Here is a 25,833-nt window from a genome sequence, read left to right on the forward strand (position 1 = left end):
GCGCCCTTCCGCGGTTGAGTACGAGGGCTCAGCGGAGCGAGCCCGCACGGAGCGGCCCGACGCCGGAGGCGACGTCGGGGTCGACCGTGAAGCTCGGGCGCGGGCCCTGTCGCCGGCCGGGGTCCAGGACGCCGGCGCGCCGGCCGAGTCGCATGGCGGCGACCTTCGCCGCCGGGACCAGCCCGCGCTCGCGGGTGGACCGCGGCGCCCGCCCCAGCCGGTTGCGCAGGTAGTAGTTGGCCGCCCACAGGTGCTCCCGGCGCGCCGAGGCCGCCGTCCAGTGCTCGGTGGACAACGAGACGTTCATCCCGCCGACGTTCTCGACGCGGTGCGGGCTGTTCTGCGGCCACCAGGCCACCTCCCCGGGCTCCAGGTCGAGCACCGCCGCGTGCTCGTCGTACCCGAGGTCGAAGGGCAGCTCCTCGTCGGTCTCGCCCGCGACCAGGCGCTCCAGGTTCACGTCGCTCACGAACCGCTCCGCGCGCGGGTAGACGTAGGCACGCTTGCGGCCGCGCACGTGCCAGAGCAGGTTCGGTTGGTTGTCGGCGTGGTAGTAGACCATCGCCGAGGGAGAGGAGACGATCAGCGTCGCGGACGTCCGGATCGGGCTGAACCCGGGCACGAGCTCGCGGATCTCGCCGTAGAGCTGCTCGACCTGGCGGGCGACGTCGCGGTCGTGAGCGTCGATGCCGACCAGGTTGAGCCACAGGTGGCCGCGCGCCACGATCTCCAAGAGCTCCTTGCCCGGCAGGTCGGTCGGCGCTCCGCGGCGCCAGTCCTCCAGGCGCAGCGGGTCGTCGCCCATGGTGTACGGGTGCACGACCGAGCGCGGCAGCCGGTCGAGCAGGTCAGCCAGCGCGTCGTCGGTGAACATCGGCTGCTCGTGCAGCAGGTGCCGGGCCCGGTGGGGCCGCGCGCCGAACGCGGCGATGTCGTCGAAGCTCCACGGGAGCAGGTGCGGATCAGTCACGCCTACAGGTGCGCGACGGTCCCCCAAAAGATCCACACCGCAAGATCCGCACCGCCCCGGGTCCTCGAGTCAGAGGCCGGCGATCCCGTCGAGCTTCTTGACCGTCGTCTCGAACTCGGCGACCAGGTCGGCGACCACCTCGGCGACCGGGCGGACCTCGTTCATCCGGCCGACGATCTGCCCGATCGGCATGGAGATGACATCGGGGTCGCCGGAGGCGTTGATCCGGTTGTGGGCGTCGGCGACGAGGAGGTTCTGCAGCGGCATCGGCAGCGGCGCCGGAGCGTCCTCCTCCGACCACGCCTCGGTCCACTTCGTCTTGAGCAGGCGGGCCGGCTTGCCCGTGTAGATCCGGGTCCGCACGGTGTCGGACGAGGTGGCCCGCAGGAACGCGGTCTCCCAGCCCTTGTTGCCGGCGAGGTTGCGGTACTCCTCGGTGCCCAGCCAGATCGAGCCGGTCCACACGCCCTGCGCGCCGAGGGCGAGCGAGGCCGCGATCTGCCGGCCCGAGCCGATGCCGCCGGCGCCGAGCACCGGGACGTCGGGGCCGACGGCATCGACGATGTCGGGCGTGAGCACCATGGACGCGATCTCACCGGTGTGCCCGCCGGCCTCGTAGCCCTGGGCGATGATGATGTCGACGCCGTTCGCGACGTGGCTCAGCGCGTGCTTCGGGGCGCCGGCCAGCGCGGCGACCTTGAGACCGGCGTCGTGGCACTGCTCGATGACATCGACCGGCGGCGAGCCGAGGGCGTTGGCGATGAGCACCGGTCGGTGCTGCAGCGCGACGTCCACGTGGGAGCGGGCGACCGAGTGCAGCCAGCCGAGGACGCCCTCACGGCCCTCGCCCTCGGGCAGCGGCGGCACGCCGAGCTTGAGCAGGGTCTCGTCGACGAACTTCCTGTGGTCCTCGGGGATGTACGACGACAGGTCGGCCGAGGTGCCCTCCGTGGGGATCTTCATCGGCATGACCACGTCGACGCCGTAGGGCCTGCCGTCGGTGTTCTCGTCCATCCAGGTGAGGACCCGGTCGAGCTCGTCGGTGTCGTTGAACCGCACGCAGCCCAGCACGCCCAGGCCGCCCGCGCGGGACACGGCGGCCGCGACGTGCTCGGAGGGCGTGAACGCGAAGATCGGGTACTCGATGCCGAAGGCATCGCACAGCGCGGTGCGCATCAGACGCTCACCTCCGTCTCGGCCCGGTCCGCGAGGGCCATCTCCTTGGCCCGCGGGTACTGCGCCTTGCCCGTCGCGTTGCGCGGGATCTCCTCGACGAGGGTGAGCGCGCGTGGCAGCTTGTAGCCGGACAGGTGCGCGCGCAGGAAGGTGCGCAGCTCGTCGAGCTCCACGGCGTGACCGGGTCGCGGCTCGACGACCGCGGCCACCGTCTGGCCGTACTTGTCGTCGGGGAGGCCGACCACCAGGACGTCGTAGACGCCGGGGTGCGCCTTGATCGCCTGCTCGACCTCCTCGGGGTAGACCTTCTCGCCACCGGTGTTGATGCAGTTGGAGCCGCGGCCGAGCAGCGTGATCCGGTTGCCCTCCTCGATCCGGGCGTTGTCGCCGGGGATGGAGTAGCGCACGCCGTCGATCTCGACGAAGGTCTTGGCCGACTTCTCGGGATCCTTGTAGTAGCCGACCGGAACGTTGCCCGACCGGGCGGTGCGGCCGATCTTGCCGACGTCCTTCACCGGGTCGAGCGGACGGCCGTCGTCGCCGAGGATGACCGTCGTCGGCGGCAGCGAGATGACCGGGCCGTCGGTGGACAGGGCGCTCGCGTCCTGCAGTCCGGTGCCCTGGAAGCCGGTCTCGGAGGAGCCGACGGAGTCGGTGAACACGGCGTTGGGGAACGCCTTCATCCAACGCTCCTTGACCGACTTGGAGAAGATCGCGGCGCTGGAGGCGATCGCGAAGAGCGTCTGCCCGTCGTAGCCGCCCGCCTCGTAGGCGTCGATGAGCGGGACCGCCATCGCGTCGCCGGTCATGAAGAGCATCTGGACGCCGTGCTGGTCGACCAGCTCCCAGGTGCGGACCGGGTCGAACTTCGGCTCGAGGATGGTGACCTGGCCGGCGAAGAGGTGCATCAGCAGCGAGGCCTGCGCGCCACCGTGCATGAGCGGACTGAGCGGCAGCGTGACCAGGCTGTCCTGGAGGGCCTTCTTGGACTGGTCGTACTCCTCGAGCGGCTCCGACGTCATGAAGTCGATCCCACCGCCGAGCACCCGCCAGAAGTCCTCATGGCGCCACATCACGCCCTTGGGGAAGCCCGTGGTGCCGCCGGTGTAGATGATGTGGATGTCGTCGGGGCTGCGCTCGCCGAAGTCGCGGGCGGCGGACTGGCCGGCGACGGCCTCCTCCAGCGTGACGCCGCCGAACGACGAGAGCTCGCTCGCGTCGTCGGGCTCCAGCGGGTTCGGCACCGCGACGACCGCCTTCATGGCGCCGACCCTGGGGAGCACCTCGGCCACGAGCGGCGCGTAGACGCGGTCGTGGACGAGGCCCACCAGGTCAGCGTTGTCGAAGAGGTACTCGAGCTCACCGGCGACGTAGCGGAAGTTCACGTTGATCGAGACGGCCCGGACCTTGAGGATCGCGATCAGCGCGATCACGTGCTCGATGCTGTTCTTCGCGTAGAGACCGACGTGGTCCCCGGTCCCGATGCCCTGCGCCTGCAGGTAGTGGGCGAGCTTGTTGGACTCCGCCTCCAGCTCGGCGAAGGAGATGACGCGGTCCCCCACCTGGACGGCAGGCTTGTCCGGGACGGCGTCGACGGCGTGTTCGAAGAGGTCGGCGATGTTCAGGGCCACGAGGCCGACAGTAGAACACGTTTCACTTTTTCGCTAGCGTTGTTCACATGTCCGCCACCGAAGTCGCCCCCGACGCCTCCGCCGACTGCCTCGTCGAGCAGGACGGCCACAAGCTGATCGTCACCATGAACCGTCCGGAGCGTCGCAACGCGCTGTCGAGCGAGATGCTGCGGATCATGGAGGCCGCCTGGGACCGGGTGAACGAGGACCCGGAGATCCGGGTCTGCATCCTCACCGGAGCCGGCGGCTACTTCTGCGCGGGCATGGATCTCAAGGCCGCCGACGACCGGCCGCCGTCCGAGAGCTTCGAGTCCGGTGCCTACGACCCGACCACGATCAAGGGTCTGCTCAAGGGCTTCCGGCTCACCAAGCCGCTCGTCGCGGCGGTCGAGGGACCGGCGATCGCCGGCGGCACCGAGATCCTCCAGGGCACCGACATCCGGGTCGCCGGCGCGTCGGCGAAGTTCGGGGTGGCCGAGGCCCGCTGGTCGCTGTACCCCCTGGGCGGCTCCGCGGTGCGCCTCCCCCGCCAGATCCCCTACACCGTCGCCGCGGAGTTGCTGCTGACCGGTCGCACCCTGGGGGCAGCCGAGGCCAAGGAGCTCGGCCTGATCGGCCACGTCGTCCCCGACGGCGAGGCCCTGGCGAAGGCCCACGAGATCGCCGACAAGATCGCCGCCAACGGCCCGCTCGCCGTCCAGGCCATCCTCAAGACGATGCGCGATTCCGAGGGCAAGCACGAGGAGGAGTGCTGGGCCGACGACGCCAAGATCGGCGCGGCGGTGTTCTCCTCCGAGGACGCCAAGGAGGGTCCCCGGGCGTTCCTGGAGAAGCGGGCACCGGAGTTCAAGGGGCGCTAGGACCTAGGACTACAGCCGCACTGATGGTCAGGCGCCTCTGGCGGCATAGCGACAGCGCCGGGTTCGGCTCGGGCTTGGTGTCGACGGCACCAGCGTGACCAGTTGAGGACAGCCTTGACGGAGAATCGCTGCATGTCAGATGACGTGCTGGAGTATCTCATCGGCGTCGGCGCGATCGTGGTGATGATCGTCTTCACCCTGATCGTGCGGCGCGCGGAGGCCACCATTCGCAAACCGCTGCCCGCGCTGGATCGCACAGCGCGCACGGCCACGGTAGTCGGGACGCAGCCCGACCGCGGCATCATGTTGGTCGAGGTCGAGTACACCGACGGCGATGGGATGGTTCGCCGTGAGTGCCTCGCCGATGTGATTTGCGGGCCGGAGCTGGATCGCTTCGCGATCGGGACGACCTGGCAGGTGTACGGGTTCCGCAAGCCGCGGGGCCGGTGCCTACTCACTGAGACCCACGACGATCTTCCACGCAACGGCTACCACCTCGACAGTCTGCGCATCAAGCACGAGCGGATCGTCTTCGAAGCCCGGGACGGCTCATCGGTCCTCGGCGTGCTGCCGTTCCGCGGCGACGGGACGGTGGGTGGCTCACCGGTCGTGGCTGGCCGGCGCACGTCCTGGCCGGGACACCCGGCGAGCGCGTGGCAGTGGGCGGAGTCGTCCCCGGCCCCGCTTCACCGCCGCAGGCCCACCCCGCGCACGGTGCCCATCGACGGCGTGCTCTGCGACGTCTTCAGCTCCCCGCTCACGATGTCGGCCGGTGACTCGGACAGCGAGACCCGCATCCTCGTCGACGTCCACGTCCCCGATGAGAAGGCCGCGCGCATCGTCGCCGCCTTTACCTCGTGGGCAAGCGACCCCGCAGCCCGCGATGCATGGGGGCCCGTACCACTAGCGCTGTTCTACGTGGTGATCACCGCCGAGGAGCTCTTTGGTCCCGACGCCGCGGGCGGCTACATCGCCCGCGACTGCAGTATCGAGCCCGGCCGGCGCGCACTGATAACGACAGGTCCCGACCGTGAGTACCCCGACGCGCCGTTGCGGCGCGCACATGTGCGCGAGGCTTCGCGCTAGGTGTTCGGCACCATCCAGGGACGTCGCGCTCGGCAGCAATGGGCGAACGCTCTCCGCCGAGGAGTGAGCCGGCCCGGGCCGGGCAGGATGGCGCCATGGTCGCCCTCCTGCTCTTCGTCGTCCTCGGACTCGTCTTCGTCGCGCTGTTCGCGCTCCTCGTGTTCGGCATCGTCGTGGGCACCAAGCGCGCCGCCGAGCGCCGCCAGGGCCTCGCCGCGTTCGCGCACAGCCGTGAATGGGAGTACCGCCCGAGCGACCCCGCCCTCATCGACCGGTTCGCCGGCGCGCCGTTCGGCCGGGGACACGGCCGAACGGCGAACAACGTCCTCCTCGGCCGGTACGACGGCCGGCCGTTCACCGCCTTCGACTATCACTTCACGACCGGATCCGGCGACGACTCCTCCCGCCACACCTACTCCGTCGTCGCGCTCAACCTGGGTGTCCGGGCACCCGAGCTCGCGGTAGCACCGACCAGCACCCTGCGCCGGTGGGTCGACTCGCTGACCGGCCGCGACATCCGGATCGGGGACCCGGCCTTCGACGCGGTCTACACCGTGCACTCCCCGGCGCCGGAGTTCGCGGCCGACGTCCTGCTCTCCGAGGTGCGCGACGTGATGCGCCACCACCCCGCCCTGTCGTGGCGGATCACCGGCGACTCCCTGCTGGTGATCCGGACCGGGGCGCACGCACCGGCGGAGGTCGACGCGAAGCTGCATCTGATGGACGCCCTCCTCGACCGGATCCCCGAGCAGGTGTGGGACCGGCTACGGGGCGAGCAGCCCCGCTGACGCGGGCCGGAGTCAGCGCAACGGGAGCATCCGAGGCAACAGACCCCGAGCCAGCACCACCCCGAGATGGGCGGCGAGGGCCGCGAAGAAGACCAGGTGGGCGGCGACATGGGCCGCCACCAGGTCGTCGGCGCCGGCCACCAGGAGCAGCCCGGAGAGCGGCATCGCGACCAGGGTCGCCAGCAACGTCACCTCGGTGGCGTGCAGCAGCCGGCGCCCGTCGGGACCGAGGCGGGGATCCCACGGCGGAAGCGGAGTGAGCCGACGCCAGGTCACCCGGGCGAGCGCGACGACCAGCAGGAGGACGCCGAGCACGACATGGAGAGGACTCGGCCGGTCCTCCTGGGCGTCGACCGCCTCCTCGAGACGCTCCCGGCGCTCCTCGCACCGCTCCTCGATCCGGTCGAGGCGATCTTCCTCCGCGTCGCTCGTGTCGCCGCCACCGCGGCTCTCGCCCGGCGGGTCACAGTCGATCCGTGGATCCCTGCGCTCGGTCTCCATCGTGTAGCCGACGGCGAACTGCGCGGCGACCAGCAGCACCGTCAGCCAATGCAGGCTGCGCGTGACGACGCCATAGCCGTGCTGGCCGTTGCGGAGCGGCATGGCCGGGCGGTCAGCGACCGGTGCGCTTCGCCGTCCAGTCGAGCGGGTTGCCGGCGACAGTGCCCCGCTGGCACACACCGACCTTGTAGGCGAGCGTGCCCTGGGTGACCTTGCGCTTCTTGGCCACGAGCTTGCCGCCCACCTCGACGCGGTAGGCCGTGCCGTCCTGGACCCCCTCGAACAACCCGTGGAAGCGGCCGTTGGGCTTGACCTTCATGGTCGGCATCGACTGAGCGATCAGCTTCACGTCGAGACCGCAGATGACGTTCATGGTGACCAGCCAGTTCTTGACCTTGCGGCCGTTCTTCGTGACCTGGAAGTCGATCTCGAGCCGGTCGAGCGGATTGGGCTCGGTCGGCGTCTCGGCCCCGGCGTAGCTGCCGCCCGGCCCCTTCGGCGCGGACGCGGCCTGGACCGGCGCGGGAGACGAGGTGACCAGCAGGGCGATCGCCAGGAGGGCCACTGCCACTGCCCGAGAGAGAAGACGCATGGCAGCATGCTAGTGCCGATGCGTTCGGGCCCGGGGCCGCCGCGCCCCCGCGCAGGGGCGGGCGGCCTACATGGGGGCATCGACGAGGTCGACGCCCACGATCTGCTTGCCCGCGTAGAACTCCAGAACGTCGACGTCCCCGTGGCCGCCCAGACCGCTGTCACCGAAGAAGCTCTGCGCCGAGCCGGCGCACATGTCGAGCAGGCTGGTGCCATTGACCTTGACCTCCCCGGCCTCCACGGCGCCACCGACGGCGATCGCCCGCTCGACGTCGCCGGCGAACACGTAGCCGGCCAGGCCGTGCGGGCCGGCGTTCGACCTCGCGAGAGCTTCCCCGACCGTCGTGAAGGGCTCGATCGCGATCATCGGGCCGAACACCTCGCCGGGAAGATCGACCTGCGCCGACGACGAGACGACCGTCGGAGCGACGAACCAGCCGTCGTCCGGGAGGTCGATGTCGTGCCCGGCGGTCGCGCCCGCCGCGAGCAGGAGCTCACGCTGCGCCACGAGGTCGTCGCGACGCTGCCGGAACGCCATCGGCCCCACGTCCGTGCTGGCATCGAGCGCCGATCCGACCCGCGTGCTCCTCAGACGTTCGACCAGGCCCTCGACCAGATCGCCGTGCACGCTCCGATCGGCGAACACCCGGCGTGGCGCCTCGCACCACTGTCCGTTGAGCTTGGTCATGCCCTTGGCCAGATGCTCGACCGTCGTTGCGACGTCGGCGTCGGCCAGCACGATGGCCGGGTTGTTGGAGCCCAGCTCGAGGCGCAGCCGGGTGAGATTCGGCGCGCTCGTCTGGGCGATGAGCCGGCCCGTGGCCGTCGATCCAGTCATGGAGATCGCCTTGATCCGGGAGTCGCCGCAGATCTGCTGACCGACGTCGCCGGCACCGAGGACGAGGGAGAAGACTCCCGCCGGCAAGCCGGCCTCCGCGGCGGCCGCCGCGAGGAGCTGGGCGCTCCACGGTGAGGCCGGTGACGGTTTGAGCACGACCGGTGCCCCGGCTACGAGTGCGTATGCCATCTTCTTGACGGCCACTGCCGACGGAGCGTTCCACGGGGCGATGAGTGCCGTCGGGCCCCACGGCACCCGGCGCAGCCGCACCGGCCCCTGAGCGGCCGCGAGCTCGGACGACTCGCCGCGTTCCTCGGCCAGCTCGATCGCCGTGCGGATGGTTTCCGCCAGGCTGGCCGCGAACAGGGTGGTCTCGCGGAGCGTGACGCCGCTGTTGAGCGAGTCGAGCTCGGCGATCGCCGCCTGCTGCTCGTCGATCAGGGCAGCGAGACGGCGCAGGACCGGGGCCCGTCCGGCCAGTCCCAGGTCGCGCCAGGTGCCGAGAGTGTGCGCTGACCACGCGGCAGCCAGTGCCCGCTCGACCTGCTCGGGCGAGGAGGCCCGGTTGCGCTGCAGCGGTGCAGCCGTGTTGGGGTCGTGCAGGACGTCGTCGACCTCGACGGCCGAGAGCTCCGGCGTGCCGTCGACCCAGGTCGCGAGCTCGGGTGGAGTGATCGTCATGTCAGATCCTGTCGAAGTAGCGGTCGAGGTCCCAGTCGTTGACGGTGCCCAGGAAGGACCGCCACTCGTGCTCCAGCAGGATCCGGAAGTGCTCGACGACCTCGTCGCCGTACTCGGCACGGGCGAACGGTGAGGCCGCGAAGGCACTCGCCGCCTCACCGAGGTGCAGCGGGACCTCGGAGCCGATCGGCGTCTCGTATCCGTTGCCTTCCGTCATCGGCGGCGGCGACACGCCCAGCGCGATGCCCTGCCGCGCCGAGGCGAGCAGGGCCGCGAGAGTCAGGTACGGATTGGTGTCGGCGCCCGGCAACCGGAACTCCAAGCGCAGGTCCCGAGGCCGATTGCCCACGACGCGGACCGACGTCGTGCGGTTGTCCAGACCCCAGGTGCGCCCCCAGCCGGCGACGTCGGCGCCGTTCGCCCGCCGGTAGGAGTTCACGGTCGGGGCATACCAGGCCATGAACGTCGGCACCTCTTGCAGGATGCCGCCGATCGCCTGGCGCATCCTCTCCCCCAGATGATGCGGGGTCGCGTCGTCCCAGAAGACCGGGCGGCTCTCGTCGTCGACGACCGAGAAGTGCACGTGGCACGACGACCCGGGCTGCCCGCCGTTCAGCGGCTTGGCCATGAAGGTCGCACTCATGCCGGCGGCCGAGGCACTGTCGCGGACCGCGAGCTTGTAGAGCGCGTGGCGGTCGGCCATCTCGAGCGGATCGCCGTAACGGAAGGTCATCTCCCACTGCCCCGTGCCCCACTCCGACTGGGCGGCCTCCATCTCGATTCCGGAGGCCTTCAGGTCGGCGCGGAGCTTGCGGAAGAACGGCTCGTAGGTGTTGCCCTCGTGGATCATGAAGTCAGCCGGCACGATGGTCGTCGGCTCCAGATCGCGGAAGCCCGATCGCCGCAGCTCGCGCGGTTCGTTGCGGAACAGGTAGAACTCCAGCTCCGTGCCCATCTGGGCCCGCAGGCCGTGTGCTGCGAAGCGCTCGATCTGCTGCCGCAGCATCACCCGCGGCGACAGGGGCAGATACTCACCCTTCGCCGCGTCCCACGGGTCGGCGAGGCAGATGGCGATGCCGTCGAGCCAGGCCGCGCGCCGCAAGGTGCCCAGGTCGGGCCGGAAGGTGACGTCCGGTACGCCGTTGTGCATGCCGCACAGCGGGAACACGTTGGCCTCGACGAGCCCGAGATCCTGGGTCAGGTCCCAGGCGTACACGCAGGTGCAGACCTCGACGCCGTCGGCGATGACCCGGTCGAAGGACTCGACCGGAACCCGCCGGCCGACCAAGCGCCCTTGGAGGTCCGGCGAGGCGACGATGACCGTGTGGATGCCGTGCGCGACCAGGTCGGCGGGATCCAGCAGCCATGCCGCACTCATCGGGTCAGCCACCCGCCGTCGACCGGCAGCTGGATGCCGTCGATGAACGACGCCTCGTCCGAGAGCAGGAACGAGACCGCGGCGGCGATGTCGGCAGGCTGCCCGACCCGAGGCACCAGCAGCCGCTGCTTCATGAACTCCAAGCCGGCGTCCGAGGTGACCATCTCCAGGTCGAAGAAGTCGGTGGCGACCGGACCGGGGGCGACGCAGTTGACGCGGATGTTGTCGGGCGCCAGCTCGATCGCGAGGGCCTTCGTCAGCATCGGCACGCCGCCCTTGCTCGCGTTGTAGTGCGGCTGGGTCGTGGTGCCCGACGTGACGACCGCGATCGCCTCGACCGTGGACAGGTTGACGATCGCGCCCCCACCGGAGCGGGCGATGAGCGGCGCGGCCACCTGGGCCACGACGAACTGGCCCTTGAGGTTGACGTCGAGCACGAGATCCCAGGCGTCGTCGGTCAGGTCATGGAACGAGTGGGGCGTCACCAGGCCGGCGTTGTTGACGAGCAGGTGCAGGGCACCCCAGCTCTCCTCCACCGTGCGCACCGACGCGGCGACGGCGTCCCGGTCACGTACGTCGACCGCGGCGGCGAGCGCGACGCCGCCGTCGTCCTCGATCGCCTTCACGGTGGCCTCGGCGAGGGCCACGTCGATGTCGGTCACCATCACGCGGGCGCCCTCGCGCGCCAGCCGCAGCGCGGTCTCGCGACCGATGCCCGACCCGGCACCCGTGACGTAGGCGATCTTGCCGCCGTGGACTGCGGTCATGCTGCACTCTCCTGAAGCTTGTGGGCGACACTCGCGTCGACCAGCCAGTTGAAGATCGGATCTGCTGCGAAGCACTCGGGGTGCCACTGGATGCCGACGACCGGGCGGTCGGCGACCTCGAAGGCCTCCACCACCCCGTCGCTCGCCCGGCCCGTGACCGCGACGTCACGACCGGGGCGATCGACGGCCTGGTGGTGGAAGGAGTTGACGAGGGCCTCGGGCCCGTAGAGCGACTCGAGCATCGAGCCGGCGGTGAAGGAGACGCCGTGCGACCGGTGGGCGCGCGGGTAGGCGTAGGACGCGTGGGACTCGCCCTGGCCGATCGGCAGGTCCGCCACCAGCGTGCCGCCGAGCGCCACGTTGAGCAGCTGGGCACCGCGGCAGATGCCGAGCATCGGCACACCCGCGCCGAGCCCCTGCGCGGCGAGGTCCAGCTCGAACTGGTCGCGCAGCGGCTCGAGTCCGCCCGAGCGGGGATGGGGCACGCCGCCGTACCGGCGCGGGTCCACGTCGGCGCCGCCGACGAAGATCACGCCGTCGACGAGGTCGAGGACGTCCTCGGGCCGCATGTCCAGCGGCAGGTGCAGGGGGATGCCGCCGGCGTCGATGACCGACGTCGCGTACTCGCTCATGTAGATGTCGAGGGGCGCGTCGTCGAACCCCGCCGGTACGCCGATGACGCGCGCCGCCATACGCCGTCCGGTCAGCCCGATGACCGGACGGCTCCGGGGCCCCCTCACCGCCTCTCCTCCGCGGCGTCCCCGCCGCCCGCCGCCTGACGGCGTCCTGAGCCTCGTCGGCCAACCATGACCACCCTCCTGTCGTTCCGAGGCGACACGATCGCCTGCATTGGCACATATGGTAGACCAATGGGCCAGCGCGGTCCAGCATCACGTCAAGATCGGTCCGTTCCTCGACTATCCCCTGCCTGTCCCGCCGGAGGCGCGGAAGAAAAGTTCTTGCGCAAACGCTCGCCATGGGCCATTGGTCTATATTACGGTCCATGCCATCAATACATGGACCACCGAGGAGAACCCATGACGGCACCACGGCGAGACTCCCTCAAGGCCGACAGCATCACCCCCTGGGGCATCGTGTTCATGGTCGTCGCGACCGCGGCGCCACTGACCGCCATGGCCACCGCCCTGCCCCTGGTCGTGGGGTTCGGCAACGGCGTGGCCGCGCCCGGCACCTTCCTGCTCGTCGCGGTCGTCCTCGCGCTCTTCGCTGTCGGCTACACCTCGATGAGCGCCCACGTGGTCAACGCGGGCGCGTTCTACGCCTACATCAGCGCCGGGCTCGGACGACGGATCGGCATGGCCGCCGGACTGGTCGCGGTCGTCGCCTACAACGTGCTCACGATCTACGTCGTGGGTCTCATCGGCTACTTCTCCCAGCAGACCTTCGAAGCGCAACTGGGACTCGACCTGCCGTGGTGGCTGTTCTCGGCCGTCGCCCTCACGATCGCGCTGGTCATCGGGGTCCGCGGCGTCGAGCTGAACGTCCGGGCCCTCGGAGTCATCCTGCTCATCGAGACCGGAGTCCTGGTGCTCTTCGACCTCGTGGCCGTCGCCCGGCACGGACTGGACGTCCTGCCGGCGGAGTCGTTCTCGCCGAGCGAGGTCGTGTCCGGCTCCCCCGGCCTGGCGCTGCTCTTCGCGGTGACCTGCTTCATCGGCTTCGAGGCGACCGCGATCTTCGGCGAGGAGGCGCGCGACCCCCACCGGACCGTGCCGAAGGCGACGTATCTGGCGATCAGCGTGATCGGCACGCTCTACGTGCTGACGGCGTGGATCCTCGTGGGCACCAACGGCGGCACGGACGCCGGGAGCGTGGCCGCCGCCGACCCGGGCGCCTTCACCATCGACGCGATGGCCTCGGTGCTCGGCGACGGCTCGACCACGGTGATCGACTGGCTGTTGCTCACGAGTCTGCTGGCCGTGCTGATGGCCCTGCACAACATGTCGTCGCGCTACCTCATGGCCTTCGGCCGCGAGGGGGTGCTCCCGCGCTACCTCGCCCGCACCCACCCGGAGCGGCAGACGCCGCAGGCCGCGGGGATCACCCAGGCCGCCATCGTCGCCCTCGCCGCTCTGGTCTACGTGGTCGCCGGCGCGGACCCCTACGTCGACCTCGGCTCACAGGCCGCCGGGATCGGCTCGCTGTCCGTCATCATCCTCATGGCCCTGTGCTCGTTCTCGGTCCCGTTCTACTTCCGTCGCCGCGGAGCCGTGCGTCCGTGGCATCACGTGATCGCCCCCGTCGCCGCCGCCCTGGCACTGGCCTACTTCGCCTTCGTGATCCTCGACAACTACGCGGTCGTGACCGGCAGCGACTCCGACCTCGTCAACGCCATGCCCGTGCTGATCCTCGCGACGGCGGTCGTGGGCTTCGTGATCGGATCCCGTCAGCGACGGGCACCGATTCTCGACGCCGTGGGGCAGGGAGACCAAGCGGAGTCACCGACCCCGACACCCTAGGATGACCTCGTCATGGCCGACACACCGCTGGTGCGCACTCCCGCGACCCTTCGCCCCGATCACCCGCTCGCGGGCTACGCCGACGTCGTCGATCTGATCCGTCGCGAGATCTCGCTGGGCCGTCTGCTGCCGGGGGACAAGCTGCCCGCCGAGCGCAAGCTCGCCGAGCGGCTCGGAGTGGCGCGGGAGACCCTTCGCCAGGCGTTCCGGGTCCTGGAGGGCAGCGGTCAGATCCAGATCGTGCGCGGCAATGCGGGCGGGGCGATCATCCAGGACAACAGCGTCGCCCCGGAGGTTGCGCTCCACGAGCTGCGTCAGCGTCGGACCGCGCTGCTGAGCCTCATCGAGTTCCGTCGCGAACTCGAGTCGGTCGCCGCCCGGCTCTCCGCAACGCGGCGCACCGAGGACGATCTCGCCGAGATGCGGCTCGCCCAGGAGGCCCTGCGCGCCGTCGGCAACAAGGACGAGTTCCGTCGCGCGGACACCGTCTTCCACCTCGCCGTGGCGCGCGCCGCGGGCAATCAACATCTCGCGGCCGCGATCGAGGACAGCCGTGCCAGCATGTTCCAACCCGTCGACTTGGCCGACTTCGAGGTCATCAAGGAGTCGAGCCACTCCCAGCACCAGTTCGTGCTCGACCTGATCGCCGAAGGTGACGGCGAGGCGGCCTCGGCGGCGATGCGGCGCCATATCGACTCCTCCCGCGACGACATACTGCGTCTCATCGACGGGTGACGGGGGCTACGGCACCATTCACGGTCGAGCCGACCCGTCGACGTTCAGCCGACCGAGCGCTCCCCTGTCCAGAATCGGGCGCGCAGCGCCTTCTTGTCCGGCTTCCCGAGCGCCGTCAGCGGCAGCGCGTCGGCCGCGATGACGTCCTTCGGCGCCTGCACCGAGCCCTTCCGCTCCTTGACGGCCTCCTTGATCTCCGCGACGACCTCGTCGGTCAGCTCGAAGCCGTCGCGCAGGACGACGACGGCGGTCACCGCCTCGCCGAACTTCTCGTGCGGGGTGCCGATGACGCCGACCTGGGCGATCGCCGGGTGCTCGGCGATGACGTCCTCCACCTCACGGGGGAACACGTTGAAGCCGCCCGTCACGATCATGTCCTTGGTGCGGTCGACGATGTACCAGAAGCCGTCCTCGTCCTCGCGCGCCACGTCACCGGTGTGCATCCAGCCGTCGCGGAAGGTCTCCGAGGTCTCGGCCTCACGCTGCCAGTAGCCGGCGGCCAGCAGCGGGCCCGCGACGCAGATCTCGCCCGGCTCGCCCTGCTTCACCGGCTCGCCGGCCTCGTCGAGCAGCGCGGCGCGCAGGTACGCCGAGGGGCGGCCGCACGACGTCAGCCGGCTCTCGACCGGCCTGCCCTCCGCATCCACGTGGTCGCCCTTCGGGAAGTAGCTGATCACCATCGGCGCCTCGGACTGTCCGTAGTACTGGGCGAAGACCGGGCCGAACCGCTCGATCGCCTCCTTCAGCCGGACCGGGTTGATCGCCGACGCGCCGTAGTAGACGGTCTCGAGCGAGGAGAGGTCGCGCGTGTGGGAGTCCGGATGGTCCATCAGCGCGTAGAGCATGGTCGGCACCAGCATCAGCGAGTTGATCCGCTTCTCCTCGATGGTGCGCAGCACCTCGGCCGGGTCGAAGCGCGAGGAGACGAAGAGCGTGCCGCCCTTGAGCACGACTGGGACGAAGAACGCGGCCCCGGCGTGCGACAGCGGGGTGCACATGAGGAAGCGCGGCTCCTCGGGCCACTCCCACTCGGCCATCTGGACCTGCGCCATCGTGGAGAAGGCGCGCACCGTGCCGATGACACCCTTCGGTTTGCCGGTCGTGCCACCGGTGTAGGTGATCGAGGTGATGTGGTCGGGCTCGAGGAGGGCGGCCCGGAACGGCTGCGGCTCGAAGGACGCCGCCACCTCGGCGAGGTCGGTGCCGACGTCCGCGAGCTCCGGCGGCACGGGCCCGATGGTCAACACCTGCTTGAGCCCGGGGCACTTACCGAGCAGTTCGACGGCCCGGCCCGCGAAGTACGGGTCGATGACCAGCGTCGTGATGCCGGCGTCGTTGATGACGTAGGCGTGGTCGTCGGCCGAGCCGAGCGGGTGCAGCGAGGTGCGCTGGAAGCCCTGGGTCTGGCCTGCACCGAGGATGAAGAGGACCTCGGGCCGGTTCAGCGCGAGCAGCGCGCCCGGTGTGCCCCGTCCCGCACCGAGGGACTCGAACGCCTGGATGTACTGGGAGATCCGGTCCGCCGTCTCCTTGCCCGTCAAGGTGACGTCGCCCAGGTGCACGATCGGGCGGTGCGCGTGGCGCTTGAGGGCCGCGACCATCAGGTGGCCGTTGTGGGCAGCGGTGTGAAGCGTGTCGGTCACCCCGACAGACTAGAACGTGTTCTATTCGCTGGGCAAGGAGAATGCCGGGCATGACCGACTCCCGCCGGCCGGACGAGCACTCCGCCGAAGTCACCGCCATCCGCCTGCACGAACGGATCTACGTCACCTTCACCAGTCTCGCCGTGATCCTCACCCTGGGCCTCCATGCCGACGGCCTGGGCGCCGGCGAGGCGGCACTGACCCTGGTGGTCAGCGCGCTGGGCACGGTCCTGGCCGCCTATGCCGCCGATCTGATGTCCCATGTCGTCGTGCGCGGCGGTTTCCCGAGCGATGCCGAGGGACGCACGATGCGCGGCGCGAGCATCGGCGCCCTCAGCGTGACCGTCCCGCCCCTGCTCGCGATCGGCCTGGCCGGACTGGACCTGTACCGCGTGGAGACCGCCCTCCACGTCGCGACGGCGATCCTGGTCGGCACACTGGGCCTGGTCGCCTGGCTCGGCGTACGCCGCGCCCACGGACTCGCGCCCGCGCAGCGCCTGGTCGCCCTGGGCGCGATGGTGCTGCTCGGCGTCGTCGTGGTCGGCCTGAAGCTCCTCGCCCACTGACCGCGGCGCGGCTCAGCTCGCCGGGCGCCGCTCGACCGGCGCGATCAGCGGTCGCACGCCGCCCAGCCGCCGATGGAAGCGGACCTGGTCGGCATGGGCGTCGAGCAGCTGCCACAGTGCGCGGTGGGCGGACCACGGCAGGGGGTCGTCGCCGCTGCCCCAGCGCTCGCCGAAACTGATCCACACCGGGACCCAGGCCACCGCGCAGTCCCAGGCGCCGCGCTGCGCCTCGAGCAGCCGGCGGCGTACCTGGAACTCCGTGCGCGGCCCGTCGACGCAGATCGGCGCCGAGCGCACCGGCCACACCCACAGGTCGAGCTCGACCAGCTCCAGCTCGAGGTCCGGCAGCAGGACGGGATCGACCAGCACCGTGGCGACGTTCTCGTGCGGCTCGCGCCTCATGCGGAGACGGTAGCCCGCGCCGCCGACAGGCGACAGGGTGCCACGCGTGTCCGAGCGGTGGACATCAGGCGAGCAGGTCGGCGATCCCCCGGATCTCCGCCGCGCTGCGACAGGACAGGAGCAGCGTGGTCACGCCGGTCTCCTCCCACTGGGCCACCCGCTCCTTGACCTCCGACGGCGTGCCGATGATGTGCATGTCGTCGACGAGCTCGTCGGGGATGAGCGCGGTGGCCTTGTCCTTCTCACCGGACAGGTACAGCTCCTGCACCTCGTCGGCAAGCTCGCCGTACCCCATCCGCGTGAAGACCTGGTGGTGGAAGTTCTGCTCCTTGGCGCCCATGCCCCCCATGTAGAGCGAGACGAACGGCTTCATGCCGTCGATGACCAACTGCTTCTCCGCGGGCGTGTCGACCACCTGGAGGTGACAGGTCGCGGCGATCTCGAAGGAGGCCCGCCCCAATCCATCGGGTCCGTGCCGCGCGCCCGGTCGGGCGAAGCCCTCGTCCAGCCACGGCTGGTACATGCCGGCACTCTTGGGCGTGTAGAAGATCGGGATCCAGCCGTCGGCGATCTCCGCGGTCTGGGCCACGTTCTTCGGCCCCTCGGCGCCGAGCCAGATCGGCAGGTCCGCACGCAGCGGGTGCACGATCGGCTTGAGCGGCTTGCCGAGGCCGACCGCCCCCGGGCCGCCGTAGGGCAGCGGATGGTGCGGGCCGTCATTGGTCACCGGCGCCTCGCGCGCCAGCACCTGGCGGATGATCGAGACCACCTCGCGGGTGCGGGCGAGCGGCTTCGAGAAGGGCACGCCGTACCAGCCCTCGACGACCTGGGGACCACTCACGCCCATGCCGAGGATCACCCGGCCGCCGGTGAGGTGGTCGAGGGTCAGCGCGTGCATGGCGATCGAGGCAGGAGTCCTGCCCGACATCTGGACGATCGATGTGCCGAGCCGGATCCGCGAGGTCTCGCGACCCCACCAGGCCAATGGCGTGAAGGCGTCGCTCCCCCAGGCCTCGGCGGTGAAGATCGCGTCGAAGCCCGCATCCTCCGCCGCGGCGACGAGCTCGCCGACCCCCTGCGGCGGCTGCGCGGACCAGTACCCCAGCTGCAAGCCCAGTTTCATGCCTCGCATCATGACGGATCGACCAGATCCATTTCTAGAACGTGTTTCACTTTTTGCCAGAACATGTTTCACTTCGGGTCATGAGGCGCCACCCCCAGGATCGAACACTGTCGGCACCGGTGACGGTGTCCTTCGACTACACCCGCTCGGTCGGCCCGGTGCTCGGCCGCTTCCTCACCGGGCTCCGCGACGGACAGTTCGTCGGCGCCCGGCTCAGCGACGGCCGCGTCGTCGTACCGCCACCGGAGTTCGACCCGGTCACCCACCGGGCCACGGCCGACTTCGTCGACGTCGCCGAGACCGGCACCGTCACCTCGTGGACCTGGGTGAGCGAGCCCGTCGCCGGCCAGCCGTTCGACCGGCCGTTCGCCTTCGCCCTGGTGACCCTCGACGGCACGGACGCACCGCTGCTGCACGCCGTCGACGTCGCGAGCCCCGACGAGATCAGCACCGGCCTGAAGGTCCGCGCCCGCTGGGCCACCGAGCGCACCGGTGCCATCACCGACGTGGTCTTCGTCCCCGACACCGGTACGGCAGCCCCGGCCGCCCCGGTCGCCGGCGAGGGCGAGGTCACCGGCATCGTGACGCCGGTCAGTCTCGACTACACCTACGCCGCCTCGCCCGAGGAGTCGGCCTTCTTCCGCGGGCTCGCCGAGGGCCGGCTCGTCGCCCAGCGGTGCCCGCAGTGCCGCAAGGTCTACGTGCCACCGCGGCCGGCCTGCCCGGTCGACGGCGTGCCGACGGTCGAGGAGATCGAGCTGTCCGACACCGGGACCGTCACGACCTTCTGCATCGTCAACGTGCCGTTCCTGGGGCAGAAGATCACACCGCCGTACGTGTCGGCCTACATCCTGCTCGACGGCGCGGACATCGCGCTGCAGCACCTGATCCTCGACATCCCGGTCGAGGAGATCCGGATGGGCCTGCGGGTCAAGGCGGTCTGGAAGCCCCGCGAGGAGTGGGGCACCACGATCGAGAACATCAGCCACTTCGCGCCGACCGGTGACGCCGACGCGGACTACGACACCTACAAGCACCACCTATGAGACTTGGCCGAGCGTGTCGCATACGGAGCTTGAGCCCGAGCCTTCGGCCCGAGCACCGTGCTCCGTGCCGCTTCGCGGCCGTGCGACACGCTGTCGGCCCGGATTGGAGCCAACATGCGTGACGTTGCCGTCGTCGGGTTCGCCCAGCGACAGATGCAGGACTACGACGGGTCGCCGACCTGTGCCGAGCTGCTCGTGCCGATCTTCGGCGAGTGCTACGAGCAGACCGGGTGGACGAAGAAGGACATCGGCTTCTGGTGCTCCGGGTCCTCCGACTACCTCGCCGGCCGGTCGTTCTCGTTCGTCAGCGCGATCGACGCGATCGGAGTGCTGCCTCCGGTCAACGAGTCGCACGTCGAGATGGACGCGGCCTGGGCGCTCTACGAGGCGTGGCTGAAGATCCAGACCGGCGAGGTCGACACCGCCCTCGTGTTCGGCTTCGGCAAGGCGTCGGCCGGTGTGCTGCGCCGCACCCTCAGCCTCCAGCTCGACCCCTACACCCTCACCCCGCTGTGGCCCGACACCGTGTCGATCGCCGCGCTCCAGGCCCGCCTCGGCATCGACGGCGGCGCGTGGGACGAGGCCGCGATGGCGGAGGTCGTGAACCGGTCGCTGACCGACGCCGAGAAGAACGAGTACGCCGTCCGCGCGGGCGGCTCCTCCGTCGAGGAGCTGCTCGCCCGGCCGATGTTCGCCGACCCGCTCCGCAAGCACGACGCGGCGCCGGTCACCGACGGCGCCGCCGCGATCGTGCTCGCCGCGGGCGACAAGGCACGCGAGGTCCGCGAGCGCCCGGCCTGGATCACCGGCCTGTCGCACGTCACCGACGGACTCCACCTCGGCACCCGCGACCTGACCCGCGCGGAGTCGGCGTCCCGCGCCGCGGCGGCGGTCGGGGGCCTCGACGGCGTCGACGTCGCCGAGCTGCACGCGCCCTTCAGCCACCAGGAGCTGATCCTGCGCCGCGACCTCGGACTGGCGGAGGACGTACGCGTCAACCCCAGCGGGGGTGCGCTGGCGGGCAATCCGATGTTCACCGGCGGCGGGATCCGGATCGGCGAGGCGGCCCGCCGGATCTGGGACGGCAGTGCCGACAAGGTGCTCGGCCACGCGACGAGCGGGCCGGCCCTCCAGCAGAACCTCGTCTGCGTCATGGAAGGAACGATCTGATGGGCAAGACCCCCGCAGCCGTGATCGGCGTGGGCCAGACCCACCACCGCGCCAAGCGCGAGGACGTCTCCATGGCGGGCCTGTGCCGCGAGGCGATGGACCGGGCGCTCGAGGACGCCGGCATGACCCTCGACGAGATCGACGCGATCGTCGTCGGCAAGGCGCCCGACCTGTTCGAGGGCGTGATGATGCCCGAGCTCTACCTCGCCGAGGCGCTCGGTGCCGTGGGCAAGCCGCTGCTGCGCGTCCACACGGCCGGCTCCGTCGGTGGCTCGACGGCCATCGTCGCCGCCTCGCTCGTCCAGTCGGGTGTGCACAAGAAGGTTCTCACGGTCGCCTTCGAGAAGCAGTCGGAGTCCAACGCCATGTGGGCGCTCTCCGTGCCGGTCCCGTTCGTGATGCCGGTCCACGCCGGTGCGGGCGGCTACTTCGCCCCGCACGTCCGCTCCTACATCCGTCGCTCCGGCGCGCCCGGGCACATCGGCGCTATCGTCGCTGCCAAGGACCGCACCAACGCGCTGAAGAACCCCTACGCGCACCTGCACAACGAGGGCACGACCGTCGAGTCGGTGCTCGCCTCACAGATGCTCTGGGACCCGATCCGGTACGACGAGACCTGCCCCTCGTCCGACGGCGCCTGCGCGCTGGTCATCGCCGCCGACGACATCGCGGCGGTGTCACCGAACCCGGCCTGGATCCACGGCACCGTGATGCGCTCGGAGCCCACCACCGCCGCCGAGCGGGACCAGGTCAACCCGCAGGCCGGCCGCGACGCCGCGGCCGCGCTGTGGAAGCAGGCCGGCATCACCTCGCCCATCGACGAGATCGACGCGGCGGAGATCTACGTCCCGTTCTCGTGGTTCGAGCCGATGTGGCTGGAGAACCTCGGCTTCGCCGAGGAGGGCGCGGGCTGGAAGCTGACCGAGGCCGGCGAGACCGCGATGACCGGCCGGATCCCGGTCAACTGCTCCGGCGGGGTGCTCTCGTCCAACCCGATCGGCGCCTCGGGGATGCTCCGCTTCGGCGAGGCCGCCCTCCAGGTCCGCGGCGCGGCCGGGGAGCACCAGGTCGACGGCGCCCGCAAGGCCCTGGGCCACGCGTACGGCGGCGGTTCGCAGTTCTTCGCGATGTGGGTCGTCGGCGCGGACAAGCCGGCCAACTGATGCCGCCCTCCGCGGCGCGCCCGCCGACTCACGCGCGTCGGCGGGTGCGCCGTAGTCTGGGTGTGTGATCGAGCTTCGTACCCCGACCCAGATCGAGCAGATGCGCCCCGCCGGGCGCTTCGTGGCCTCGGTGATCCAGGCGCTCTCCGAGAAGGCCGACGTCGGGGTCAACCTGCTCGAGCTCGATGAGCTGGCACACCGGATGATCAAGGACGCCGGCGCCGAGTCGTGCTACATCGACTACCACCCGTCCTTCGGCGCCAGCCCGTTCGGCAAGGTCCTGTGCACCTCGGTCAACGACGCGGTGCTGCACGGTCTCCCCCACGACTACACGCTGCGCGACGGCGACCTCCTCTCCGTGGACTTCGCGGCATCGGTCGACGGCTGGGTGTCCGACTCGGCGCTGTCCGTGGTGGTCGGCACACCTGACCCGAAGGACCTCGCGCTCATCGACGTCACCCAGCGCGCCCTCGACGCCGGCATCGCGGCGGCCCGGGCCGGCAACCGCCTCGGCGACATCTCGTTCGCGATCGGCAGCGTCGCCCACGAGGCCGGGCTCCAGGTCAACCTGCAGTTCGGCGGCCACGGGGTCGGCCGCACCATGCACGGCGAGCCGCACGTCGCCAACGACGGCCGCGCCGGGCGCGGCATCAAGCTGCGCCCGGGCCTGGTCATCGCGATCGAGCCGTGGTTCCTGCACACGACCGACGAGATCGTGTTCGACCCCGACGGCTGGACGATCCGCAGCGCCGACGGCTCCCGCGGCGCCCACTCCGAGCACACGGTCGCGATCACCTCGGGCGACCCGCTCGTCCTCACCGCGCGCGACTGACCCGGTCGGTCCGACCCGTCCGCGGCTGACCGGCGTCGCCGGGGGTACCGCTCCGTCAGGAACGACGTGACGGCGAGGTGCGATGGACCGGCGAACCATGGGTGTCGAGGAGGAGCTGATCCTCGTCGATCCCGAGACCCGCGCCGCTGCGCCGCGCGCGGAGCAGGTGCTCCGGCATGCGGCCGAGCACGACCTGGACCCGCTCGACGAGCTGGACCACGAGCTCTTCGCCCACCAGCTGGAGACGCGGACCCCGCCCGTCATCCACGCGAGCGAGCTGCGTGGTCACCTCGTGCGGCTGCGGCGGCGCGCCGCCCGCGCCGCGGAGGGTGCCGGTGTCCTGACGGCCGCCTCCGGCGCCGTGCCGCTGCCGGGTGGCCCGCCGCAGACGACGCGCGACGACCGCTATCTCAGGATGGTGGACACGTACGGCGAGGTGGCCCGTCCCGGCGGTACGTGTGGCCAGCACGTCCACGTCCGGGTGGACGACGACGAGGAGGGGGTGCGGGCGATCGACGCGCTCGCGCCCTGGTTGCCCGTGCTGCTGGCGATCAGTGCCAACTCGCCCTTCTACCACGGTCGTGACACCCATTACGCCTCGTGGCGTTCCCAGGCGTGGGCGCAGTGGCCGAGCGCCGGCTCGACCGAGGCGTTCGGCTCAGCTGCGGCGTACCACGCCCTCAGCCGCCAGCTCATCGCGTCCGGCGCCGCCATGGACCCGGGCATGCTCTACTTCGACGCGCGTCTCTCCGCGCACCAGCCCACCGTCGAGGTGCGGATCGGCGACGTGTGCACCGACCCCGACGACGCCACGCTCGTGGCGGTGCTGGTCCGGGCGCTGGTGTGCCACGAGCTCGACGGCGGCGGCCTACCTGCCGCGGCCTGGCGGACCGAGCTGCTCCGGGCGGCCCGATGGCGTGCCGCGAGATACGGGCTGACCGACCGGCTGCTCGACCCGCTCACCGGCGCCCTGATGCCCGCCCGCGAGGTCGTCGAGGGCCTCCTGCGGACCGTTGCCGACCAGCTCGACCGCTACGACGACGGTGGCCTGGTCCGCGACGCGATCCCCCGGGTGCTGGCAGAGGGAGGGGCGACCCGCCAGCGCGCGGCCTACGAGCGCAGTGACGCCGGCATCCCGGCCGTCGTGGACGACCTGGTGCGACGTACCAACGCGCCCTGACGGCTCAGTGGGTGAGTCCCCAGATGAACCCGAAGGCGCCGCAGGCGACACCCAGGCCCACGATCAGCCACAGCGAGATCCACGCGAGGGAGTGCATCCCGTGCTGGTAGTGGTTCTCCGAGAACCCGGGGAACTGGTCGGCGTTGACGTCGCTCATCGCAACCTCCTGAATGTCGGCCTGCCTTCACGACGAACGCTACTGCACACGTCGCGGTCCCGGGAGGAGGCCTCGACCCGGCCCCGGACTCAGTTGTCCGCGACCTTGGCGACCACGGCGAAGGCCGCATCGAGGTCGACGTCCCACTCGGCGCCCGCGGTGTCGCGCACCTCGGCCTCGTAGGCCACGCCCGGGTCGTCGCTCGGGTCGACGTCGAGCACGGTACCGCCGCCGACGGCCGCCAATGCCGCCTGCTCGGCCGACGCCCGCTCGGCGTCGCTGAGGATCCGGTCGTCGGCGTCGACGCCGGTGCTGTCGTCCCGGTCGTCGTCGCCGTCGTCGTACCGGTCGTCGTCCCGGTCCTCGGCCACGACCCGGAGGTCGCGGTCCAAGGTGACGTCGACCTCGGTACCGTCGGCGAGCCTGACCTCGACCTCGTAGGCCTCCCCCGGGTCGTCGCTCTTCTCGACGTCGACGGCCTCACCGCCGCCCGCCGCCTCCACGGCGGCCGCGGCCACGCGGTCGCGCTCCCCACCGGAGACGTCGTCGGCCGACGCGGCCCAGAAGACGCCGCCGGCGCCGATCACCGCGACCGCCGCGAGGGTGGGGAGGATGACGCGCTTGCGGCGCAGGATGCTGATGTTCATGGGAGCTGCCTCTCGTTCGGATCGGTTGTTGGCCCGAGCCTGCCGGTAGGTCGCTGAACCTTCCCTGAAGCCGTCTGAAGGCGCGTTCAGGAAGGCAGCCGCACGACGAACCGGGCACCGCCGAGCTCGCCGCGATCGACCGCGACCGACCCCCCGTGGTCGGCGACGACCTCGCGGACGATGGCCAGGCCGAGTCCGCTGCCGCCCGCGTCACGCGTCCGGGCGTCGTCGAGCCGGACGAACCGCTCGAAGACCCGGGCCCGGTCGGCCTCCGGGACCCCGAGGCCGTCGTCCTCCACGGTGAGGACGACGGCACCGTCGGTCGTCCGCAGCGTGAGGGCGAGCCGGGACCCCGCGTGCCGGGCGGCGTTGTCGACGAGGTTCCGCACCACCTGGGCGAGGGCGACGGCGTCGCCGCGGACCCGCCCCGGACCGACACCCCGCGTGTCCACCGCCAGGTCGTCCCGGCCGATCCGCCGGGCGTCGGCGAGGACGAGGTCGTCGAGGTCGACGTCGACCCACGGGCTCCGGGCCCGGGTGTCGCCCGCTCGGGCGAGCGCCAGGAGCTGGTCGACGAGGGCCTGCATCCGCAGCGCCTCCTCGAGGACGGTGTCGGCCAGCTCCCCCTCCGGCAGAGCACCCGGATGGGCGTGGGCGACCTCCGCCGCCTGCCGGATGCTCGCGAGCGGGGAGCGGAGCTCGTGGGAGGCGTCGGCGACGAACTCCTCCTGCCGGTCACGGGCGCCCTGCAGCCGGGCCAGCATCTGGTTCATCGTGCGGGCCAGCCGGCCGACCTCGTCGCGTGCCGGCGGCTCGGGCACTCGTCGCTCCAGGCTGGACCCGCTGATCAGCTCGACCTCGGCGCGGATCCGCTCCACCGGTCTCAGCGCCCGCGACACGACCAGCCACGTGGTCGCGCCCACGACGAGCAGCATCAGGGGCGTCCCGAGCAGCAGGGGGGCGGCGAGGGCGGTGGTGGTCTCGTCGACGTCCTCGAGCGACACCGCGACGGTGACGACCGACCCGTCGTCGGCATCGTCGACGGCGACGACATAGCGGTGCTCGGCCCCGGGCAGCTCGACCACGTCGTCGTCCCCGCCGGGGATCCTGCCGCGCAGGGAGGGATCCGCGGCGACGAGCTGCCCCCCGGGGCCCACGACCTGCCAGACGACATCCTCCGGATCCTCGTCGTCGTCCTCCTCCTCACCGGCCTCCACGCCGGCCGTCGCGCGCGGCGGACCGCTCGTCTCGACCTGGGCGACGAGGTCGGCGACCCGCTGCTCGGCGGTCGTCTCCGCGGCGTCGTGCAGCGACGCTCGTACGGTCAGGATCAGGGCGGCGACGCCGACGACCAGGGCCACGGCGACGACGAGAACGGCGGCGAGGGTGGTGCGCAGCCGCACCGAGCCGGGGGCGCGCACC

General features: G+C 71.1%; 26 protein-coding genes. 11 read left to right on the forward strand and 15 right to left on the reverse strand.

All coding sequences use genetic code 11. From position 1 onward, the window contains the following. Nucleotides 1-28 precede the first annotated feature (28 nt). The 3 genes from RB608_RS24360 to RB608_RS24370 all read right to left on the reverse strand — a co-directional run bounded on the left by RB608_RS24360 (nt 29) and on the right by RB608_RS24370 (nt 3,777). Nucleotides 29-970 carry a hypothetical protein gene (locus RB608_RS24360; protein ID WP_308090677.1) on the reverse strand — a complete coding sequence of 314 codons (942 nt, stop codon included), beginning with the start codon at nt 968-970 and terminating at the stop codon, nt 29-31. 69 nt (nt 971-1,039) lie between these two features. Beyond that, on the reverse strand, nt 1,040-2,146 hold the full coding sequence (locus RB608_RS24365; protein ID WP_308090678.1) for a nitronate monooxygenase family protein: 1,107 nt from the start codon (nt 2,144-2,146) through the stop codon (nt 1,040-1,042). Beyond that, nucleotides 2,146-3,777: an acyl-CoA synthetase gene (locus RB608_RS24370; RefSeq protein WP_308090679.1), complete on the reverse strand. Its 1,632-nt coding sequence runs from the start codon at nt 3,775-3,777 to the stop codon at nt 2,146-2,148. The genes RB608_RS24365 and RB608_RS24370 overlap by 1 nt, the downstream gene beginning before the upstream one ends. 47 nt (nt 3,778-3,824) lie before the next feature. Here RB608_RS24370 and RB608_RS24375 point away from each other — a divergent pair, with 47 nt between their 5' ends. The 3 genes from RB608_RS24375 to RB608_RS24385 all read left to right on the forward strand — a co-directional run bounded on the left by RB608_RS24375 (nt 3,825) and on the right by RB608_RS24385 (nt 6,511). Beyond that, complete coding sequence (locus tag RB608_RS24375) at nt 3,825-4,637, forward strand: crotonase/enoyl-CoA hydratase family protein (RefSeq protein ID WP_308090680.1); 813 nt, start codon at nt 3,825-3,827, stop codon at nt 4,635-4,637. A gap of 132 nt (nt 4,638-4,769) precedes the next feature. Continuing rightward, nucleotides 4,770-5,723, forward strand: a complete 954-nt coding sequence (locus tag RB608_RS24380) for a hypothetical protein (RefSeq protein WP_308090681.1) — start codon at nt 4,770-4,772, stop codon at nt 5,721-5,723. 95 nt (nt 5,724-5,818) lie between these two features. Next, entirely contained in the window at nt 5,819-6,511 is a 693-nt protein-coding gene (locus RB608_RS24385) for a hypothetical protein (RefSeq protein ID WP_308090682.1), read from the forward strand. A 12-nt stretch (nt 6,512-6,523) separates the two neighbouring features. On the opposite strand, the gene RB608_RS24390 is transcribed toward RB608_RS24385, so the two are convergent. From RB608_RS24390 to RB608_RS24415, 6 genes are all read right to left on the reverse strand, one after another. Continuing rightward, the gene (locus RB608_RS24390) at nt 6,524-7,114 is read right to left on the reverse strand and encodes a cytochrome b/b6 domain-containing protein (protein WP_308090683.1); all 591 of its coding nucleotides are present in this window, start codon (nt 7,112-7,114) and stop codon (nt 6,524-6,526) included. Between the two features lie 10 nt (nt 7,115-7,124). After that, on the reverse strand, nt 7,125-7,604 hold the full coding sequence (locus RB608_RS24395) for a hypothetical protein (RefSeq protein ID WP_308090684.1): 480 nt from the start codon (nt 7,602-7,604) through the stop codon (nt 7,125-7,127). Between the two features lie 66 nt (nt 7,605-7,670). Next, the gene (locus RB608_RS24400; protein WP_308090685.1) at nt 7,671-9,122 is read right to left on the reverse strand and encodes an aldehyde dehydrogenase family protein; all 1,452 of its coding nucleotides are present in this window, start codon (nt 9,120-9,122) and stop codon (nt 7,671-7,673) included. 1 nt (nt 9,123) lies between these two features. After that, a complete protein-coding gene (locus tag RB608_RS24405) occupies nt 9,124-10,500 on the reverse strand; it encodes a glutamine synthetase family protein (protein WP_308090686.1) in 1,377 nt (458 codons plus the stop codon). Continuing rightward, nucleotides 10,497-11,267, reverse strand: coding sequence for a glucose 1-dehydrogenase (locus RB608_RS24410; protein ID WP_308090687.1), 771 nt, complete (start codon nt 11,265-11,267; stop codon nt 10,497-10,499). The genes RB608_RS24405 and RB608_RS24410 overlap by 4 nt, the downstream gene beginning before the upstream one ends. Next, entirely contained in the window at nt 11,264-12,007 is a 744-nt protein-coding gene (locus RB608_RS24415) for a gamma-glutamyl-gamma-aminobutyrate hydrolase family protein (protein ID WP_308090688.1), read from the reverse strand. Before RB608_RS24415 ends, RB608_RS24410 begins: the two co-directional genes overlap by 4 nt. A 297-nt stretch (nt 12,008-12,304) precedes the next feature. On the opposite strand from RB608_RS24415, the gene RB608_RS24420 reads away from it, so the two are divergent. Together RB608_RS24420 and RB608_RS24425 are read left to right on the forward strand one after the other, a co-directional pair. Then, complete coding sequence (locus RB608_RS24420; protein WP_308090689.1) at nt 12,305-13,747, forward strand: APC family permease; 1,443 nt, start codon at nt 12,305-12,307, stop codon at nt 13,745-13,747. Nucleotides 13,748-13,759: 12 nt separating this feature from the next. Then, a complete protein-coding gene (locus tag RB608_RS24425) occupies nt 13,760-14,482 on the forward strand; it encodes an FCD domain-containing protein (RefSeq protein ID WP_308090690.1) in 723 nt (240 codons plus the stop codon). A gap of 44 nt (nt 14,483-14,526) precedes the next feature. Here RB608_RS24425 and fadD8 read toward each other — a convergent pair whose 3' ends face one another. After that, entirely contained in the window at nt 14,527-16,125 is a 1,599-nt protein-coding gene (gene fadD8 / locus RB608_RS24430; protein WP_308090691.1) for a fatty-acid--CoA ligase FadD8, read from the reverse strand. A gap of 50 nt (nt 16,126-16,175) precedes the next feature. Here fadD8 and RB608_RS24435 point away from each other — a divergent pair, with 50 nt between their 5' ends. Next, nucleotides 16,176-16,691: a hypothetical protein gene (locus RB608_RS24435; protein ID WP_308090692.1), complete on the forward strand. Its 516-nt coding sequence runs from the start codon at nt 16,176-16,178 to the stop codon at nt 16,689-16,691. Between the two features lie 12 nt (nt 16,692-16,703). On the opposite strand, the gene RB608_RS24440 is transcribed toward RB608_RS24435, so the two are convergent. Next, nucleotides 16,704-17,093 carry a hypothetical protein gene (locus tag RB608_RS24440; RefSeq protein ID WP_308090693.1) on the reverse strand — a complete coding sequence of 130 codons (390 nt, stop codon included), beginning with the start codon at nt 17,091-17,093 and terminating at the stop codon, nt 16,704-16,706. A gap of 64 nt (nt 17,094-17,157) precedes the next feature. Further along, on the reverse strand, nt 17,158-18,216 hold the full coding sequence (locus tag RB608_RS24445; RefSeq protein WP_308090694.1) for an LLM class F420-dependent oxidoreductase: 1,059 nt from the start codon (nt 18,214-18,216) through the stop codon (nt 17,158-17,160). Nucleotides 18,217-18,296: 80 nt separating this feature from the next. On the opposite strand from RB608_RS24445, the gene RB608_RS24450 reads away from it, so the two are divergent. From RB608_RS24450 to RB608_RS24470, 5 genes are all read left to right on the forward strand, one after another. Next, nucleotides 18,297-19,262 carry an OB-fold domain-containing protein gene (locus tag RB608_RS24450; RefSeq protein WP_308090695.1) on the forward strand — a complete coding sequence of 322 codons (966 nt, stop codon included), beginning with the start codon at nt 18,297-18,299 and terminating at the stop codon, nt 19,260-19,262. Between the two features lie 114 nt (nt 19,263-19,376). Continuing rightward, the gene (locus RB608_RS24455) at nt 19,377-20,432 is read left to right on the forward strand and encodes a thiolase domain-containing protein (RefSeq protein ID WP_308090696.1); all 1,056 of its coding nucleotides are present in this window, start codon (nt 19,377-19,379) and stop codon (nt 20,430-20,432) included. Further along, a complete protein-coding gene (locus RB608_RS24460) occupies nt 20,432-21,595 on the forward strand; it encodes a thiolase domain-containing protein (protein ID WP_308090697.1) in 1,164 nt (387 codons plus the stop codon). The genes RB608_RS24455 and RB608_RS24460 overlap by 1 nt, the downstream gene beginning before the upstream one ends. A 64-nt stretch (nt 21,596-21,659) precedes the next feature. Further along, on the forward strand, nt 21,660-22,427 hold the full coding sequence (gene map / locus RB608_RS24465; protein ID WP_308090698.1) for a type I methionyl aminopeptidase: 768 nt from the start codon (nt 21,660-21,662) through the stop codon (nt 22,425-22,427). Between the two features lie 82 nt (nt 22,428-22,509). After that, on the forward strand, nt 22,510-23,607 hold the full coding sequence (locus RB608_RS24470) for a glutamate--cysteine ligase (protein WP_308090699.1): 1,098 nt from the start codon (nt 22,510-22,512) through the stop codon (nt 23,605-23,607). A 4-nt stretch (nt 23,608-23,611) separates the two neighbouring features. On the opposite strand, the gene RB608_RS24475 is transcribed toward RB608_RS24470, so the two are convergent. The 3 genes from RB608_RS24475 to RB608_RS24485 form a co-directional block, all read right to left on the reverse strand. Continuing rightward, on the reverse strand, nt 23,612-23,764 hold the full coding sequence (locus RB608_RS24475; RefSeq protein ID WP_282404558.1) for a hypothetical protein: 153 nt from the start codon (nt 23,762-23,764) through the stop codon (nt 23,612-23,614). Nucleotides 23,765-23,853: 89 nt separating this feature from the next. Then, on the reverse strand, nt 23,854-24,411 hold the full coding sequence (locus RB608_RS24480; protein ID WP_308090700.1) for a PepSY domain-containing protein: 558 nt from the start codon (nt 24,409-24,411) through the stop codon (nt 23,854-23,856). A gap of 86 nt (nt 24,412-24,497) precedes the next feature. Beyond that, on the reverse strand, nt 24,498-25,832 hold the full coding sequence (locus RB608_RS24485; protein WP_308090701.1) for a HAMP domain-containing sensor histidine kinase: 1,335 nt from the start codon (nt 25,830-25,832) through the stop codon (nt 24,498-24,500). Nucleotide 25,833: the final 1 nt, after the last annotated feature.

The organism is Nocardioides sp. LHD-245 (genome assembly GCF_030929495.1).
Lineage (GTDB): Bacteria > Actinomycetota > Actinomycetes > Propionibacteriales > Nocardioidaceae > Nocardioides.

Coding starts and splice junctions, on each gene's coding strand:
- RB608_RS24365 (WP_308090678.1), bottom strand. CDS start 2,146: ATGCGCACCGCGCTGTGCGATGCCTTCGGCATCGAGTACCCGATCTTC.
- RB608_RS24375 (WP_308090680.1), top strand. CDS start 3,825: ATGTCCGCCACCGAAGTCGCCCCCGACGCCTCCGCCGACTGCCTCGTC.
- RB608_RS24380 (WP_308090681.1), top strand. CDS start 4,770: ATGTCAGATGACGTGCTGGAGTATCTCATCGGCGTCGGCGCGATCGTG.
- RB608_RS24385 (WP_308090682.1), top strand. CDS start 5,819: ATGGTCGCCCTCCTGCTCTTCGTCGTCCTCGGACTCGTCTTCGTCGCG.
- RB608_RS24390 (WP_308090683.1), bottom strand. CDS start 7,114: ATGCCGCTCCGCAACGGCCAGCACGGCTATGGCGTCGTCACGCGCAGC.
- RB608_RS24395 (WP_308090684.1), bottom strand. CDS start 7,604: ATGCGTCTTCTCTCTCGGGCAGTGGCAGTGGCCCTCCTGGCGATCGCC.
- RB608_RS24400 (WP_308090685.1), bottom strand. CDS start 9,122: ATGACGATCACTCCACCCGAGCTCGCGACCTGGGTCGACGGCACGCCG.
- RB608_RS24405 (WP_308090686.1), bottom strand. CDS start 10,500: ATGAGTGCGGCATGGCTGCTGGATCCCGCCGACCTGGTCGCGCACGGC.
- RB608_RS24410 (WP_308090687.1), bottom strand. CDS start 11,267: ATGACCGCAGTCCACGGCGGCAAGATCGCCTACGTCACGGGTGCCGGG.
- RB608_RS24420 (WP_308090689.1), top strand. CDS start 12,305: ATGACGGCACCACGGCGAGACTCCCTCAAGGCCGACAGCATCACCCCC.
- RB608_RS24425 (WP_308090690.1), top strand. CDS start 13,760: ATGGCCGACACACCGCTGGTGCGCACTCCCGCGACCCTTCGCCCCGAT.
- RB608_RS24435 (WP_308090692.1), top strand. CDS start 16,176: ATGACCGACTCCCGCCGGCCGGACGAGCACTCCGCCGAAGTCACCGCC.
- RB608_RS24440 (WP_308090693.1), bottom strand. CDS start 17,093: ATGAGGCGCGAGCCGCACGAGAACGTCGCCACGGTGCTGGTCGATCCC.
- RB608_RS24445 (WP_308090694.1), bottom strand. CDS start 18,216: ATGAAACTGGGCTTGCAGCTGGGGTACTGGTCCGCGCAGCCGCCGCAG.
- RB608_RS24450 (WP_308090695.1), top strand. CDS start 18,297: ATGAGGCGCCACCCCCAGGATCGAACACTGTCGGCACCGGTGACGGTG.
- RB608_RS24455 (WP_308090696.1), top strand. CDS start 19,377: ATGCGTGACGTTGCCGTCGTCGGGTTCGCCCAGCGACAGATGCAGGAC.
- RB608_RS24460 (WP_308090697.1), top strand. CDS start 20,432: ATGGGCAAGACCCCCGCAGCCGTGATCGGCGTGGGCCAGACCCACCAC.
- RB608_RS24470 (WP_308090699.1), top strand. CDS start 22,510: ATGGACCGGCGAACCATGGGTGTCGAGGAGGAGCTGATCCTCGTCGAT.
- RB608_RS24475 (WP_282404558.1), bottom strand. CDS start 23,764: ATGAGCGACGTCAACGCCGACCAGTTCCCCGGGTTCTCGGAGAACCAC.
- RB608_RS24480 (WP_308090700.1), bottom strand. CDS start 24,411: ATGAACATCAGCATCCTGCGCCGCAAGCGCGTCATCCTCCCCACCCTC.